The 15,792-nt window shown below is 64.2% G+C and carries 14 protein-coding genes; all 14 read right to left on the bottom strand.

Annotation, left to right across the window (positions count from 1 at the left end):
- Positions 1-122 precede the first annotated feature (122 nt).
- The 14 genes from ACZK2R_RS00070 to dnaA all read right to left on the bottom strand — a co-directional run bounded on the left by ACZK2R_RS00070 (position 123) and on the right by dnaA (position 15,792).
- Positions 123-866 (bottom strand): pyridoxine 5'-phosphate synthase, encoded by a 744-nt coding sequence (locus ACZK2R_RS00070; RefSeq protein ID WP_180837985.1) that lies wholly within the window; start codon positions 864-866, stop codon positions 123-125.
- A gap of 9 nt (positions 867-875) precedes the next feature.
- Positions 876-1,145: a hypothetical protein gene (locus ACZK2R_RS00065; RefSeq protein WP_125892595.1), complete on the bottom strand. Its 270-nt coding sequence runs from the start codon at positions 1,143-1,145 to the stop codon at positions 876-878.
- A gap of 40 nt (positions 1,146-1,185) precedes the next feature.
- Positions 1,186-2,646 carry a cardiolipin synthase gene (gene cls, locus ACZK2R_RS00060; protein ID WP_180837986.1) on the bottom strand — a complete coding sequence of 487 codons (1,461 nt, stop codon included), beginning with the start codon at positions 2,644-2,646 and terminating at the stop codon, positions 1,186-1,188.
- A gap of 101 nt (positions 2,647-2,747) precedes the next feature.
- Entirely contained in the window at positions 2,748-3,161 is a 414-nt protein-coding gene (locus tag ACZK2R_RS00055; protein ID WP_032129281.1) for an ExbD/TolR family protein, read from the bottom strand.
- Positions 3,162-3,164: 3 nt separating this feature from the next.
- Positions 3,165-3,590 carry an ExbD/TolR family protein gene (locus tag ACZK2R_RS00050; protein WP_012509603.1) on the bottom strand — a complete coding sequence of 142 codons (426 nt, stop codon included), beginning with the start codon at positions 3,588-3,590 and terminating at the stop codon, positions 3,165-3,167.
- A gap of 57 nt (positions 3,591-3,647) precedes the next feature.
- Positions 3,648-4,409, bottom strand: coding sequence for a TonB-system energizer ExbB (gene exbB / locus ACZK2R_RS00045; RefSeq protein ID WP_004132614.1), 762 nt, complete (start codon positions 4,407-4,409; stop codon positions 3,648-3,650).
- 94 nt (positions 4,410-4,503) lie between these two features.
- Positions 4,504-5,172 carry an energy transducer TonB gene (locus ACZK2R_RS00040; RefSeq protein ID WP_049399022.1) on the bottom strand — a complete coding sequence of 223 codons (669 nt, stop codon included), beginning with the start codon at positions 5,170-5,172 and terminating at the stop codon, positions 4,504-4,506.
- 143 nt (positions 5,173-5,315) lie between these two features.
- Positions 5,316-6,503 (bottom strand): tetratricopeptide repeat protein, encoded by a 1,188-nt coding sequence (locus ACZK2R_RS00035; protein ID WP_032128511.1) that lies wholly within the window; start codon positions 6,501-6,503, stop codon positions 5,316-5,318.
- 132 nt (positions 6,504-6,635) lie between these two features.
- Positions 6,636-7,442 (bottom strand): M48 family metallopeptidase, encoded by an 807-nt coding sequence (locus ACZK2R_RS00030; protein ID WP_032128510.1) that lies wholly within the window; start codon positions 7,440-7,442, stop codon positions 6,636-6,638.
- 71 nt (positions 7,443-7,513) lie between these two features.
- Positions 7,514-8,359, bottom strand: coding sequence for a lysostaphin resistance A-like protein (locus tag ACZK2R_RS00025; RefSeq protein WP_478487690.1), 846 nt, complete (start codon positions 8,357-8,359; stop codon positions 7,514-7,516).
- A gap of 67 nt (positions 8,360-8,426) precedes the next feature.
- Positions 8,427-10,886: a DNA topoisomerase (ATP-hydrolyzing) subunit B gene (gene gyrB, locus ACZK2R_RS00020; RefSeq protein WP_032128508.1), complete on the bottom strand. Its 2,460-nt coding sequence runs from the start codon at positions 10,884-10,886 to the stop codon at positions 8,427-8,429.
- A 112-nt stretch (positions 10,887-10,998) separates the two neighbouring features.
- Complete coding sequence (gene recF / locus ACZK2R_RS00015; protein ID WP_032128507.1) at positions 10,999-12,093, bottom strand: DNA replication/repair protein RecF; 1,095 nt, start codon at positions 12,091-12,093, stop codon at positions 10,999-11,001.
- Positions 12,094-13,084: 991 nt separating this feature from the next.
- Positions 13,085-14,185 (bottom strand): DNA polymerase III subunit beta, encoded by a 1,101-nt coding sequence (gene dnaN, locus ACZK2R_RS00010; RefSeq protein WP_005411731.1) that lies wholly within the window; start codon positions 14,183-14,185, stop codon positions 13,085-13,087.
- A gap of 275 nt (positions 14,186-14,460) precedes the next feature.
- A complete protein-coding gene (gene dnaA / locus ACZK2R_RS00005) occupies positions 14,461-15,792 on the bottom strand; it encodes a chromosomal replication initiator protein DnaA (protein WP_005411730.1) in 1,332 nt (443 codons plus the stop codon).

Below are 15,792 nucleotides of genomic sequence, written 5' to 3'. Positions count from 1 at the left end.
TCAATGGCTGCGACGGCCGCCTGAAGGGTTCAGCGCCACCCGTAGAGTCGAGCCGTGCTCGACTCCCACCCAGGGTGGCCCAAGACCGAAGTCGAGCAGGGCTCGACGCTACAGGGGAGGGATCAGAGCAGCGCCAGGTACCCGCGCACCGTGGCGTCCAGCCCGTCGTACAGCGCCTCACCGATCAGCGCGTGGCCGATCGACACCTCCAGCACGTCCGGCACGTTGGCCAGGAAATCGCGCAGGTTGTCCTGCGACAGATCGTGGCCGGCGTTCACGCCCAGGCCAACGGCCTGTGCACGGCGTGCGGCAGTGGCGAACAGCGCCAGCATCGCGTCAGCATCACCAGCCGCATGCGCCTCCGCATAGGGCCCGGTATACAGCTCGATGCGGTCCGCACCCACTTCGGCCGCCTGCTCCAGCAGCGGGTTGCCCGCATCGACGAACAGGCTGACCCGGCAACCCATCGCTTTCAGTTCGGCAATCAGCGGGCCCAGTCGTTCGGCATCCCGCTCGAAGTCGAAACCATGATCGGAGGTGATCTGGCCGTCGCTGTCAGGCACCAGGGTAGCCTGCGCCGGACGGGTCTGTGCACACAGCGGCAGCAGCCCCGGATAACCCTCGCGCGGCGGTGCGAACGGATTGCCTTCGATGTTGAACTCCACCCCACGCGCACGGGTCAGCGTGGACAGGGCCAGCACGTCCTCGGCGGTGATATGACGGCGGTCCGGTCGCGGATGCACGGTGATGCCATGCGCGCCGGCATCCAGGCAGGCCTGGGCGGCGCGTACCACGTCCGGTTCGGCACCACCGCGCGAATTGCGCAGGACGGCGATCTTGTTGACGTTGACGCTGAGCTGGGTCATGGAACGAAACTACTTGGAAAGAGGGGATGGATCGTGATCGTTGGGGTCGTCACCGCGGCGGGCCTGGGCCTGTTCGCGCAGGCGGCGCAGTTCTTCGGCATCGACCAGTGTGGACGGATCGCGCTGTGGATCACCGAAACGGGCCACGTAGCGGCCACGCACCCAGGCCAACAGGAAGGCGAGGGCGGCCAGCAGGCACAGGGTCATCAGCCCGGGGCTGGGGGTCTTCAGCGCGAAGGCGAAAGAGCCCAGCGCCAGCAGCAGGTACAACCAGTACATAGTCGGGCTCCCCGGATGATCGGCGCAGTGTAGCGCTGCGTCAGAGCAGCGGCGAGGCCAGCCGGGCGAAGGCCTCGGGCAGGCGGTGCAGCCACAGCGAACGACCGGCCTGGTCGTGCACACGCGTGGAACGGTCGAATTCGCCCTGCAGCAGTTCGGCCAGCGCAGCCACCCGGTCACGGTCGCTGATCATCATCGACAGCTCGAAGTTCAGCCGGAAGCTGCGGTGATCGAAGTTGGCACTGCCGACGATGCAGACGTCGTCATCGGCGATGAAGGCCTTGGTATGCAGCATGCGTGGGCCGTACTCGTAGATCTTCACCCCGGCATGCAGCAGCTCGTCGAAGTAGGAGCGGGCGGCCTGGGTGACGAACCAGGAATCGCTCATCTTCGGCACCAGCAGGCGCACGTCCAGCCCGCCCAGCGCGGCCGAGGTCAGTGCCATCCGCGCCGCTTCGCCCGGCACGAAGTAGGGCGTGACCAGCCAGACGCGCTCGTGCGCTTCCTGGATCGCCGCCACATGCAGGCGATGGATCGTCTCCCAGCCCGAGTCCGGGCCGGAGACCAGCACCTGGGCGTTGATCGCACCATCGCCGCGCAGCGGCATGTCGGCTGGCCACAGACGCGCGATGTCCATGCGCGAGGGATCCTGTCCACTGGCGTAGAGCCAGTCCTCGGCGAACACCAGCTGCAGGCTGCGCACCACGTGGCCGCGGATGCGCATGTGCAGGTCGCGGTAGGCATCCGCCCTGCGGCTTTCATCCTCGTCGTCGGTGATGTTGATGCCACCGGTGAAGGCGAGGCGGCCGTCGACGATCACCAGCTTGCGGTGGGTACGCAGGTTCAACCACGGGCGCTTGAATGGCTTCAGCAGCTGCCGTGGGTGGAACCAGATCGCTTCGCCACCGGCGTCGAGCAGCGGCTGCAGGAAGCGGCGGGGCAGGGTCGACGAACCCACCGCGTCGAGCAGCAGGCGCACCTGCACGCCCGCGCGGGCGCGCTCGACCAGGGCGTCGCGCAGCGCGGTGCCGGCATGGTCCGGGTTGAAGATGTAGTACTCCAGGTGCACGTGATCGCGGGCCTGCGCGATGGCGTCCAGCAGGGCCGCGTAGGTTGCCGCGCCATCCACCAGCCAGGTGACTTCGGTGGCGCTGCTCGGCGCGAGCCCGGTCGTGGCCTGTGCGACCTTGGCCAGCTCGGTGCAGTCGGCGTCGGGTGGGCAGACATCGCTGTAGTGCTCCATCCCCGAGCGGGCACGGCCACGGCGCAGGCGCTGCCGCTTCACCTTCTGCGGGCCCAGCAGGTAGTAGATGAAGAGACCCAGGTAGGGCAGCAGCGCCAGCGACAGGATCCAGCTCAGCGTGGCCACCGGCTCGCGCTTCTGCAGCATGATCCAGCCCGCCAGCGCGAACAGGTACAGCAGATAGGCGACCGCCAGGATCGTGCCAAGGTGGGCGATGCCGTCGAGCCAGTGGCGCAGGGAGTCGAAGAGGGCGAGCATCCGCCGATCATAACGGTCCAGGCCGTCAGGCATAAAAAAGACGCCCCTGTTTCCAGGGGCGTCTGCAGTCGCGTCATGACTGTTGTATTGCGGTGTAGCAGTTACTGCTGCACAAAACCGATCTTCTTCATCTGAGCGTTCTTCGCGGCAGCCAGAACCTTGGCCATCACGTCGTACTCGGAATCCGGGCTCGCATCGATGCGCAGTTCCGGCTGGTTGGTCGGGTCCTTCTGGACCTCGTTCTCCATCCGCTGCTGCAGCTCGCTCGCATTGATCGGGCTGTTGTTCCACGAGACCTGGTTGCTGGCGTCGATCTTGAGTTCGATCGGCGGCGGCGGTTCGACCAGCTGCGGCGGTGGGTTGAGCACGCGCTGCGGCAGGTCCACGGCGATCGGGTACGTCATGATCGGCGCGGTCACGATGAAGATGATCAGCAGAACCAGCATCACGTCCACGAGGGGCGTGACGTTGATGTCTGCCATGGGGCCTTTGCCACCACCACTACTGAATGCCATGGCTTACTGCCCCTTCTCTTTGGTCGCGACGAAGCCGACGTCCAGCATGCCCTGTTCCTGCGCGATCTTGGTCATCTCGTTGATGACACGCATCTTGGTGGTGCGGTCACCACGCAGGTTCAACGGCGGCTGCGGGGTCTGCTGGGCGGCGGTCGCCAAGCGCGACTCGAGAGTCTGCTTGTTGATTTCTTCGTCGTTCCAGTAGATCGAGCCATCTTCCTTGACTGCCAGGGTGATGGGGCCCTTGCGGTCGTTGGTGTCGTCCGGCTTCTGGACCAGGTTGGCCTCCGGCAGATCCACCTTGACCTTGTGGGACATCAGGGGCGCCGTGATGATGAAGATGATCAGCAGCACCAGCATCACGTCCACGAGGGGCGTAACGTTGATGTCGGCCATGGGGCCGCCGCTGTTACCACTACTGAAAGCCATAACGGGCTCCGTCTAGATCGTGTTGACTACGTTCTCGCTGGGTACAGCGCGTCGCAATTAGCGGACGCGCGAACCGGTGGCGAAGAAGTCGTGCAGGTCGTGCGCGAAGGTATCGAACTTGCTGATGGTCGCGCTGTTGATCTTGCTGAAGAAGTTGAAGGCGAACACGGCCGGGATCGCGACGAACAGACCGATCGCGGTCATGATCAGCGCTTCACCCACCGGGCCGGCAACGGCGTCGATCGAAGCGGAGCCGGTGGCACCGATCTTGATCAGCGCGCCGTAGATGCCCCACACGGTACCCAGCAGACCGACGAACGGAGCGGTCGCGCCGACGGTGGCCAGCAGGGTCATGCCCGACTGCAGCTTGTTGCTTTCGCGGGTCACGGCCTGACGCAGAGCGCGGTCGACGAACTCCGAACGGCTCAGGTTCTCACCCACGCCGCCGGTGGCGCCGCCTTCAGCGCGCTGGTGGTGGGCAGCCGCCTGGGCAGCGTCTAGGGCGATCTTGGAGAACGGCTCGGAAGCCGGCTGTTCTTCCATCGCACGGATGGCGTCCTGCGCGTTCGGGGTATCCCAGAACAGGCTGACGACGCGATCAGCGGCGCTCTTCAGGCGGGTGGCGCGGAAGATGTTGATGACGGTCCAGTACCAGGACATGGCCGACATGACGACCAGGGTCAGCAGCACGACCCAGGAAACCGCGAAATCACCCGGCTTGGTGGTCATTTCGTGGATCAGGTGCTCGAAGCCCATCTGCGACAGGGCGTTGGACGGATTGCCCCCGGCAGCAGCGGCGATGAAAATTTCCTGCAGCATGACGCTTACCTTTGTTGTGTGTGGTGATAAAGGGTGTAGCTAAGCTAAACAATCGAACTGGGAGCGGGGGTGGCCAGGCGGCCACCCGGACGCATCAGTTCAGCGCAAAGTTGACCGGGACGCGAACGCGACCTGCCGCCTTCTTACCGCCAGATTCAGCGGCGTTGAAGCGCCACTTGCGAGCTGCTTCCATCGCAGCACGGTCCAGGTCGCGGTTACGGCTGGACTTTTCCACCGTGACATTGGTGACGTTGCCGCTGGCATCGACATCAATGATCAGGATCACTTCGCCCTGGATACCCGCGCGGAAGGCTGCCGGCGGGTAGCGCGGCGGGTTCATGGCCTTCGACGAGATGTCCACGCTGGCCTCGATCGAGGTCGGCGGAGCCGGCGGCGACGGAGGCGACGGCGGGGTGACGATATCGCTCGGGCGCGGTTCCGGCACGTCCACGACCGGCGCCTGCGGCGGCGGCGGGACCGGCGACGGCTTCGGCGGCGACAGGTTCTTCACCGGCGGCGGCGGAGTATCCGTCGGCGGCGGCGGCGGCGGCGGCGGTGGCGGCGGCGGCGGGGCGTCGACGATCGTCACCATGACGTTGCGCTCCTTCTCAGCCACGGCCTTGGGAGCCACGGCGGGGATCAGGAGCATCATGAACGCGGCCAGATGCAGGGCAATTACAAACGCGATGCCGACGATGCGAGGCCAGCTCAGCCCCTTGTCATCGGGTTGTTCGTACCGGTGAACGACTAGTTGTTCCGTCATGCGCCAAGAGCTCAATAGTGGGGCCGGGATGCCGGGGGCGGAATCCCTGATCAGCGGTGCATGACACCGCAGGAACCTCCAAGCTTATACCAATCCTGAGCGCCTGCGCATCAACTGTGCAGGCATTCAGGCGTTATTCCTACTTACTTCAGGTTGATGATTTTTTTGGCATCAGCCTGGTTCTTCACACCCTTCGCCAGCGCCTGCTGGGCGGCCTGCTTGGCCTCCGGGATGCGACCTTCGGCATGCAGGACGCGTGCCAGGTTCAGGTAGGTCTCACCGTCCTTGGACAGCGGGGCAGCCTTCTGCCACGCATCGATCGCCTGCGGCACCTGGTCGGAGTAGTAGTAGGACTGGGCCAGCGCCAGGTAGACCTGGTAATCCGGCTTCAGGATGCCCTTCTGCAACCCTTCGTTGATGACCGCGATGACGTCCTTTTCCTTGTGTTCGGTGTTGGCATAGATCGAGTACAGCTGCTTGTACTCGCGCTCTTCGGTGAGCTGGCCGCTGCTGCGCAGCTTGTCCATCACCGCGGCAGCCTTCTCCATCTGATCGGCCTGCATGTACATGCTGGCCAGGTTCAGCTGGGCCTTCTTGTCGTTCGGGTTCTTGGCGGCCAGCGCCTCGGCTTCCTTCACCGCTTCACCGGACTGGCCGGCTTCGGAGAGGGCCGCCATCAGCAGCTGGTTCCAGTTGTCCTTCGGTTCGGTGGCGCCGGCGATGGCCTGCTTCAGCACCGGGATCGCTTCCTGGTAGCGCTCCAGCTGGTACAGCGCCTGGCCCTTGGCGATCAGCTCTTCCGGCTTGGTCGACTTGCTCTCGGCGAAGTACTTGTCCAGGGTCGCCAGGCCTTCGGCGGTCTGGTCTTCCTGCAGCTGCAGCTGGCCCAGCATCAGCATCGACTGGAAGTGGCCGTTGTTGTCCAGGCCGTTGAACTGCAGGACCTGCTTCAGGTAGGCCACGGCAGCCGGGGTGTCGTCGGTCTGGTAGGCGGCCTGCGAGGCCAGCTGCGCGGCCAGCGACTTGTCGTACTCGTTCGCGGCGCTGTCAGCCAGGATCGCGTCGGCCTGCGTGCGCGTCTCCGGGAACTTTTCCTTGTTGTAGCTGTCGATCATCTTCTGCAGCTTGCTGCCCAGCTTGGCCGATGCCTTGACGGTCGGCTCCTCGCGGGTCGCGTTCGGGTACAGCGCTTCGGCCTTGGCCTGCTTGCCGCCGCGGTTGCCACGCTCGGAGGAACGCGAGGACTGCGCGAAGGCATCGGTGACCACGGCGCCGGTCAGGGCGGTCGCGACGAGGACGGAAAGCACAGCTTTGTGGTTACGGAAAATCATCGTTCACCTCGATCGAACCGCCGGATAGCGGCAAAGTCGGACTGTCAGAAAAATCTGAGCCGCCAAACGTATCAGAAACAGATGGCGTGAGAAATCGTTTTATGTGCTGCAATACAGCATAGAACTGCGCACTCATCCGCACTTTGGCCGCAGCCCGGCCGCCTGCGCCTGCTGATAGACCGGCGTCAGTCCCGGTGCATCGCGTCGCAGTTCCTGGATACGGTTGGCTGGATCGGGGTGGGTGGACAGCCATTGCGGGCTGCGGCCGCCACTGGCGGCCATCATGTTCTGCCACAGGTCGACCGCCTGCGCCGGGTTGAAACCGGCCTGGGCCATCAGTCGCTGGCCGATCACGTCGGCCTCGCTTTCCTGGGTCCGTGAACCGGGCAGCAGGAAGGCGGTCTGCGCGCCCATGCCCCCGAGCTGGTTGACGGTGCTGGCAGCGCCTTCTCCGTAGGCCGCGCCGGCCAGCGCACCGAGCACGGCCAGCCCGGTCTGCGCACCCATCTGCCGGGTGATGCGCTCTTCGTGGTGGCGGGCGATGACGTGGCCGATTTCATGGCCGATTACGGCAGCCAGCTGATCCTGGTTCTTGGCGACGGTGAAGATGCCGGTGTTCACGCCGACCTTGCCACCGGGCAGGGCGAAGGCGTTGGGCTCCTTGTCGACGAACACGGCCGTCTCCCACCGTACGCCACGGTACTGAGGCGGCAGCTGCGCGACCAGGGCGTTGACCACGCACTGCACGTAACCGTTCTGGCGGCCGTCGGTGCTGATCTTTTCCTTCTGCTTGGTTTCGGCGAACGCCTGTGCGCCGAGCTGGTCCAGCTGCGCCTGCGACACCCCGCCCACCATCTGCCGACGGCCGGTAGGAGAGGTCGTGGTCGCGCAGGCGCTGACCAGGGTGGTGATGACAAGGGCCAGCAGCAGTTGTTTCATGGATCCACCCCCGTGTTCATATGCGCAGTGTGTAGCGTAGCGGCTTAATCTTTCGTCAAGCGGACACGGCGTTACGTTGCCCCGAAGAACACAAGCGCGGCAAGCGCCACGCCGTTGTTCAGCGCGTGCGCGGTGATCGCGGCCCAGAGCGTGCCGGTGCGCTGGTACAACCAGCAGAACGCGGCACCCATGCCGCCATAGACCAGCCACAGCTGCGCGATCTCGGCCGGGCCGTTGGCACTGGTGCCAGGGATTTCATGGATCAGGGCGAAAGCAAGGCTGCTCAGTACCACGCCCAGCCACGGGCGCCCGGCCTTCCACAGGCGGCCAAACAGCACGCGGCGGAACAGCAGCTCCTCGTAGGCCGGTGCCAGTACCACCGCGAACAGCACCAGGAACAACGGGAAGCGCGCGATCGCACTCTGCATCAGCGCCAGATTGGTGGGAACCGGCTCGATGCCGAACTGCTTGGCCAGGAAGGCGATGCCATTGCTGCCGAGCACGATCAGGGTCGCCACCAGCAGGGTCCAGCCCCAGGTGGAGGGACGGCGCAGCGCCTGGCGCGACGCGTGGCGCTCGGCGGCATTGGCCGACCGTCGCCAGAAGTACAGCAGCAGCGCGGCGCCGCCGGTGGCAAACAGCGCCATGAGAATCTGCGCAAGCGCGCCCGGCTGGCCCAGTGACGCCGCTACCGAACTGGCGTCGGGGGCACCAGCGCCGGCCTGCGCGTTCGCGTAACCGACCACCACGCCACGGTACAGGCCCCATAGCAGGCCGCTGATCAGGCTCAGGCCGAACAGGGTGACAGCGGCGATACCCAGGTCGATGAAAAACCCCGCCAACGGCGAAACGGCACGCGGCGCGGCAGAAGCCGGCGGAACCGGGGGCGGAGCGGAAACCGGGGCGGATGCGGACATCAGGTACCTGCGTTCAAGAGTCGAAGGCCGGCGCGCCTCCCCGCGCACCGGCCGTGTCCCGATTGTGTCAGATATCCAGGTTTGCGACCTTCAGCGCGTTGTCTTCGATGAAGTCGCGACGCGGTTCGACGACATCGCCCATCAGCGTGCTGAAAATCTGGTCGGCAGCGACAGCATCTTCGATGCGCACCTGCAGCAGTCGACGGGTTTCCGGATTCACCGTGGTGTCCCACAACTGCTCCGGATTCATTTCACCCAGACCCTTGAATCGCTGGATCTGGCGGCCACGCTTGGCCTCCTCGAGCAGCCAGTTCTGTGCCTTGGCAAAGCTGTCGACTTCGATCGACTTGGCACCGCGGGAAATGGTCGCGCCTTCGCGGACCAGACCGTGCAGCAGCTTCGATGCCTGGTGGATTGCGCGCAGTTCGCCGCTTTCGAAGGCCGACATCGGCAGCACCTGGATGTGCTGTTCGCCCATGTGGCGACGGGTCACCAGCACAGCGGCCGGGCGCTCGTCGTTGGCGTCCTGCAGTTCCAGCGTGAAACGCGGGCTGCCCAGGCTGCCCTGGTTGAGACGCTTGGCCAGTGCATCCAGGCCCTCGCCTTCGCCGGCAGCGCGCAGGCTTTCCAGGTCCATCGGGACGAAGTCGACCAGCGCTTCAAGCAGGTTGCGGTCGTAGCGGTGTGCGTTGCGCTCGATCGAATCCAGCGCCGCCGCGTAGGCCAGCAGCAGCTTCTCCAGCGCCAGGCCTTCGATGCCGGGCTCGCCGGTGGCCGGCACCAGTGCAGCGTTTTCCACTGCGCTGCTGGCCAGGTAGCTGTCCAGCGCCGGGTCGTCCTTCAGGTACAGCTCCTGCTTGCCCTGCTTGATCTTGTACAGCGGCGGCAGGCCGATGTAGACGTAACCACGCTCGATCAGCTCCGGCATCTGACGGTAGAAGAACGTCAGCAGCAGGGTGCGGATGTGGGCGCCGTCGACGTCGGCGTCGGTCATGATGATGATCTTGTGGTAACGCAGCTTGTCCGGGTTGTACTCGTCACGGCCGATGCCGGTGCCCAGCGCGGTGATCAGCGTACCCACCTGGTCGGAGGACAGCATGCGATCGAAACGCGCGCGTTCCACGTTGAGAATCTTGCCGCGCAGCGGCAGCACCGCCTGGTTCTTGCGGTTGCGGCCCTGCTTGGCCGAACCACCTGCCGAGTCACCCTCGACGATGAACAGTTCGGACAGCGCCGGATCCTTTTCCTGGCAGTCGGCCAGCTTGCCCGGCAGGCCCGCGATGTCCAGCGCGCCCTTGCGGCGGGTCAGGTCGCGGGCCTTGCGCGCGGCTTCACGTGCACGTGCGGCATCGACGATCTTGCCGGCGATCGCCTTGGCTTCGTTCGGGTTTTCCTGCAGGAACTCTTCCAGCCGCGCACCGAAGGCGTTTTCCACCGCCGGGCGCACGTCGGAGCTGACCAGCTTTTCCTTGGTCTGGCTGGAGAAGCTCGGGTCCGGCACCTTCACCGACAGCACTGCGATCATGCCTTCGCGCATGTCATCGCCGGTCAGGTTGATCTTGGCCTGCTTGGCGATGCCGTTCTGCTCGATGTAGTTGTTGAGCACACGGGTCAGCGCACCGCGGAAACCGGCCAGGTGGGTACCGCCGTCCTTCTGCGGAATGTTGTTGGTGAAGCAGTACATCGTCTCCTGGTAGGAGTCGGTCCACTGCAGCGCCACGTCCACGACGATGCCGTTGTGCTCGCCGGTGACTGAAATGACGTTCGGGTGCAGCGGGGTCTTCAGCTGGGCCAGATGCTCCACGAAGCTGCGGATGCCGCCTTCGTAGTGGAAGTCATCGCGACGGCCGTCGCCACGCTCGTCGGCAAGGACGATCTTGACGCCGGAGTTCAGGAACGACAGCTCGCGCAGGCGGCGGGCCAGGATGTCGTAGTGGAATTCCACGTTGTCGTGGAAGGCGACGGTCGACGGCCAGAAGCGCACGGTGGTACCGCGCTTGGTGGTGGCTTCCAGCTTGGCCAGCGCAGTCACGGCTGCGCCGTTGCTGAATTCCTGCTGGTAGTGGGAGCCATTCTGGAACACGTCCACCAGCAGCTTCTGCGACAGCGCGTTGACCACGCTGACGCCGACGCCGTGCAGGCCGCCCGAAACCTTGTAGCTGTTGTCGTCGAACTTGCCGCCTGCGTGCAGGACGGTCATGACGACTTCGGCCGCAGACACTTCGCGACCGAGCTTGGCGCTCATCTGCTCGTGCTTGCCGGTCGGAATACCACGGCCGTTGTCGGACACCGAGACCGAGCCGTCGGCGTGGATCGTCACTGCAACGTGGTCGGCGTGGCCGGCCAACGCTTCGTCGATCGAGTTGTCGACGACCTCGAACACCATGTGGTGCAGACCGGTGCCGTCATGCACGTCGCCGATGTACATGCCGGGACGCTTGCGGACAGCCTCCAGGCCTTCCAGGGCGGTAATGCTGTTGGCGTCGTAATTGCCGTTGTTTGCCGGGGTGTTCTGTTCGTCGCTCATTGCGCTTGCCGTAGGCTCCGCAGGTCGGGCACCGCTTGGGGCGATGCGCCGAGAATGAAAGGATTCCAACCCGAATTATACCAGCCGGGGTCGAGCGGCCCTGGTGTGCCCACTATGGCACAGCCACGATCTGTGCATGTTCCACGTGGAACCGGGCGATGTGGGTCAGTTCCTGCAGCGCCGCTGGGGTTTCGGTGGCGGTAATGAAGATCTGTGCGGGCCCATTGAGCAGACGCTCCAATACCCGCGCCTGATGGGTACGATCCAGCTCCGAGGCCAGATCGTCCAATGCGATCACCGGCCATTCGCCTCGCTGTTCCGCATAGTCCTCCGCCTGTGCCAACAGGCACGCCAACGCCGTCAGCTTGGCCTGGCCGCGGGACAGCGCATCACGACCTGGAATGCTGTGGAAATCCACACTCCAGTCCGCGCGGTGCGGGCCCACCGAGGTATACCCTGCCTGCCGGTCACGTTCCCGGGCCAGAAGCAGGGCATCGGCCAAGGGAAGCTCATGCCGCCGCCAACCGGGGCTCAGCTCCAATCCCTGGATACCGAGTTGCGGAGCCAGGCTGGCCGCCAAGGCTACCGTGCGCTGCTGCAGACGCTCCAGGTAGTGCTGGCGGCGGCTGGTCAGTGGTTCTCCTGCCTCGGCCAGCTCGTGATCCCAGGTATCGAGCATCCGCGATGGCCCGCCCTGCTTGAGCAGGGCATTGCGCTGCTTCAGCGCCCGGGAATAGCGACGCCACAGGGACAGAAAATCCGGTTCCACGTGGAACAAGCCCCAATCGAGGAAGCGGCGGCGGGGTTCACCACCACCACTGACCAGTGCATGGCTCCCGGGCTCGAACGTCACCACGGCCAGCGCTGCGCAGAGATTACCCAGCTGTGCGACATCCTCGCCGTCCAGTCGACCCTTCCAGTCCTGACCACTGTGGCGCAGGCCGGCTTTTCGGCGGTGGGGCGGGTGATGGGCACGCTGTTCGTCCCATTCCACGAAGATTTCCAGCGCTTCCTGGCCCTGGCGTACCAGACCGTCGCGCACCCGGCCACGGAAGCTGCGGCCATAGGCCATCAAGTGCAGGGCTTCGAGCACGCTGGTCTTGCCGGCACCGTTGTCGCCGGTCAGCAGGTTCAATCCCGGCTGGGGCGACAGGTCCACCGCACTGAAACGACGCAGTTGATGCAAGGCGAGGCGGCGGATCTGCATGGGGCGCGAAAGACCATCCGCACAAGGCGGTAGAGGGGCAGGGAATCCATCAGCTTACTGCATCGGTCAAGCCAGCCGTGCCGCGCCAGACATCGCCACTGTGCTGAAGACTCCGTCTGGCAACCCTACGCGTGTTCCACGTGGTGGCGCTCCCTCACCTGGGCTCGCCTGGGTCTGGATACGCCCGGGAATCCTTGAATTCTGAGCGGCGGCGCAGGGTACCGGCCCTCAGATTTCAGCGATTTCAGCCTCATTCCGCGAGCATCGCCAGGTGCCCCGACGGTGGTTTGCGCGAACACCGCGCAGATTTCTTGAAATCTACGATGCGATGCCCTGGAGGGTTCCACAGATTTCAAGGAATTCGAGCCCGCCGTTTCACACTGTCCACAGCAGGTCTGTATGACTTATACACAAGGTATGGGCAAACTGTGGATAAAAAAGCCCTTTTGCCCGACCTGCGAAACTATCCACAGGTTCCCCCCCAGCCTGAGGGGCCTCTATACAGGGGGTTTCAGGTGCATAAATCTCTTCAAAATCAAATAGATAATGCATTTCTCCACGAAATCTGGGCCTACCATCACCACCATGCTTTAGATTTATACCCAGATTTAGAAGCTAGGCCGGCCCAGATCCGACCCCAACGAGACCTGTGGACAGTGGCGTCTGCAGATGAAGCAACCGCAGCGTTGCGACCCACGATCTGCTTCACCCCTCCGGCAAGTTCGGGGAACGTGCATCAGGCTGAAGACCCGGAACGGCATACTCGATCGAGAGCGGCTGGACAGCGCCCAAGCTCACAACCTGGATTCCAATCGCTCAGCACCGATTGCATCGGAAAGGCAGCCAGGATCAATCGGCAACCAGCAATCTCAAGGAAGGCATTCACCCATACCTGGAGATCCGGCCATCGCGATGCTCCACGTGGAACCTGCAAAAAAAACGCCCGGGAAGATCCCGGGCGTCGTTCGGTTCCACGTGGAACAGGCTGCCGTCAGAGACGCAGCGGCATCACCACATGGCGCGACTTCTCGCTGCTGGACTCACGCACCAGTGCCGAGGAGTTGGAGTCGCGCAGCTGGATGATGACTTCCTCGTCGCGCAGGGCAGACAGGGCATCCAGCAGGTAGTTCACGTTGAAGCCGATGGCCAGATCGCTGACCGTGGTGTCGGCTTCGATCTCTTCCTGGGCTTCTTCCTGTTCCGGGTTGTGCGCGCTGATCTTCAGGTTGCCCGGCGAGACTTCCACGCGGATGCCGCGGTACTTCTCGTTGGACAGGATTGCGGCACGCTGCAGCGAGGCACGCAGTGCTTCGCGATCAACCTTCACTTCGCGGTCGGCACCGATCGGAATCACCGCTTCGTAATCCGGGAAACGGCCGTCGATCAGCTTCGAGGTGAAGGTGACATCGTCGCGCTTGACGCGGACGTGGCTGCGGCCGACTTCCAGCTCGATCTCGCGATCGCCGCTCTCCAGCAGGCGCTGCAGTTCGGTCACGCCCTTGCGCGGCACGATGATCTGGCGCTTGGAACCACTGGGCTTGGCCAGATCGGTTTCACACAGCGCCAGGCGGTGGCCGTCGGTGGCGACGGTACGCAGCGCATCGCCGCGCAGATCGAACAGCAGACCGTTGAGGTAGTAGCGCACGTCCTGCTGGGCCATCGCGAACGCGGTGCGTTCGATCAGTTCCTTCAGGGTCGCTTCGCCGATGGCCACGCGCTCGGTGGCTTCCACTTCGTCAACCGACGGGAAGTCGTTGGAGGGCAGGGTGGCCAGGGTGAAGCGGCTGCGGCCGGCCTGCACGGTGATCTTGTCACCGGTCTGCGAGACGGTGATCCGGCTGCCGTCGGGCAGGGCGCGGATGATCTCGAACAGCTTGCGGGCGGGGATGGTGGTTTCGCCGTCCTGGGCATCTTCAACCGCGATCCGCGACACCATCTCCACTTCCAGGTCGGTACCGGTCAGCGACAGCTGGCCGTTCTGCACCTGGACCAGGAAATTGGCCAGAACCGGAAGGGTCTGGCGGCGTTCGACCACGTTGACGACCTGTGCCAACGGCTTGAGAAAGGCTTCGCGCTGCAGTGTGAAACGCATGTGGTTCCGTGCCCCTATGCTTTAAAAAATGTGGAATAAATCAAAAGCTTGGTGGTGCTGGTAGAGACAGAATCGCTGGAAAACAACGCTAAGTCTTTGTAAATAAAAGAATTTCAGACCTCGAAACCCTCTGTATTACCGACCCCCAGGGGGTGGGGAAAGCTGTGGATAAATTCGACGCGATTTCAGACGCCATTTTTATCCACAACGTGTCCCGCGCTTGCTACCGGATTCTGCACCGTTTTGTGCGATGACGCCTCATCGGCATCCGTGCATCATTCGCTCAGCTTCCGGATCAGCTTGTCCCAGTCCTCGCGGAGCTTGCCGTCGGTTTCCATCAGGGTCCGGATCTGGCGGCAGGCATGCAGCACCGTGGTGTGGTCGCGACCGGCAAAGGCGTCGCCGATCTCGGGCAGGCTGTGCTCGGTCAGTTCCTTGGTCAGGGCCATGGCGACCTGGCGGGGGCGGGCCAGCGAGCGGGTCCGACGCTTCGACAGCAGATCCTTGATCTGCAGGCCGTAGTAGTCGGCAACGGTTTTCTGGATGTTGGGAATGCTGATCGCCTGCTGCTGGGCGCGCAGCAGATCGCGCAGGGTTTCCTGGGCGAACTCGGTGGTGATCGCGCGGCCGGTGAAATTGGCGCGGGCGGTCAGGGTATTGAGCGCACCTTCGAGGTCGCGCACGTTGGAGCGCATCTTCTTGGCGATCAGGAACGCAACATCATCGGGAATCTCTGCACCGCGTTCGCGTGCCTTGGCCAGCACGATCGCAGCGCGGGTCTCGAAGTCCGGCGGTTCGATCGCGACCGACAGGCCCCAGGCAAGCCGCGACTTCAGGCGTGCTTCCAGGCCTTCGACCTCGCGCGGATAGCGGTCGCAGGTCAGGATGATCTGCTGCTTGCCATCGAACAACGCGTTGAAGGTGTGGAAGAACTCTTCCTGGGTGCGGTCCTTGCCGGCGAAGAACTGGATGTCATCGATCAGCAGCGCGTCCACCTGCTGGAACTGGCGCTTGAACTGATCCATGGTCTTTTCCTGCAGAGCCCGGATCATCGCGCTGAAGAACTGTTCCGAACGCAGGTACAGCACCTTCGCACCCGGATTGGCCTGGCGCATGGCATTGCCGGCGGCGAACATCAGGTGGGTCTTGCCCAGGCCCGTGCCTCCGTACAGCAGCAGCGGGTTGTGCGCGCGGTCGCCCGGCTTCTGCGCTGCCTGGAAGGCGGCGGCCAGGCCCAGCTGGTTGCTGCGGCCTTCGACGAAGTTGGCGAACGTGTAGTGATTGTCCAGGTTGCCGGCAAACGGCACCTGCGGTTCGCTGGACACATGCGCCGACGGCGTGGAAACCGGCGCGTTCTGCGCCTCCACGGGACGCGGGCGCGAGCCGATTTCAAGAAAAACGTCGCTGAAACCGGCGAAATGGGCCAGCAGTTCGCGGATCCGGGCCAGGTACAGCTCGCGGACCTGGTCGACGATGAAGGCATTCGGTGCATACAGCACCAGGCTGTCCACGCGCAGATCGGCCTGCAGCGGCTTCAACCAGGTATGAACGTCTTCCGGCGGGAACTCCGCTTCGAGGCGCTCGAGACTACGGGACCAAGCATCCAT

Source organism: Stenotrophomonas sp. 96582_Sma, from assembly GCF_056480905.1.
Note: the sequence above shows the minus strand (reverse complement) of the source record. Positions and strands in the feature narration are given on the sequence as shown.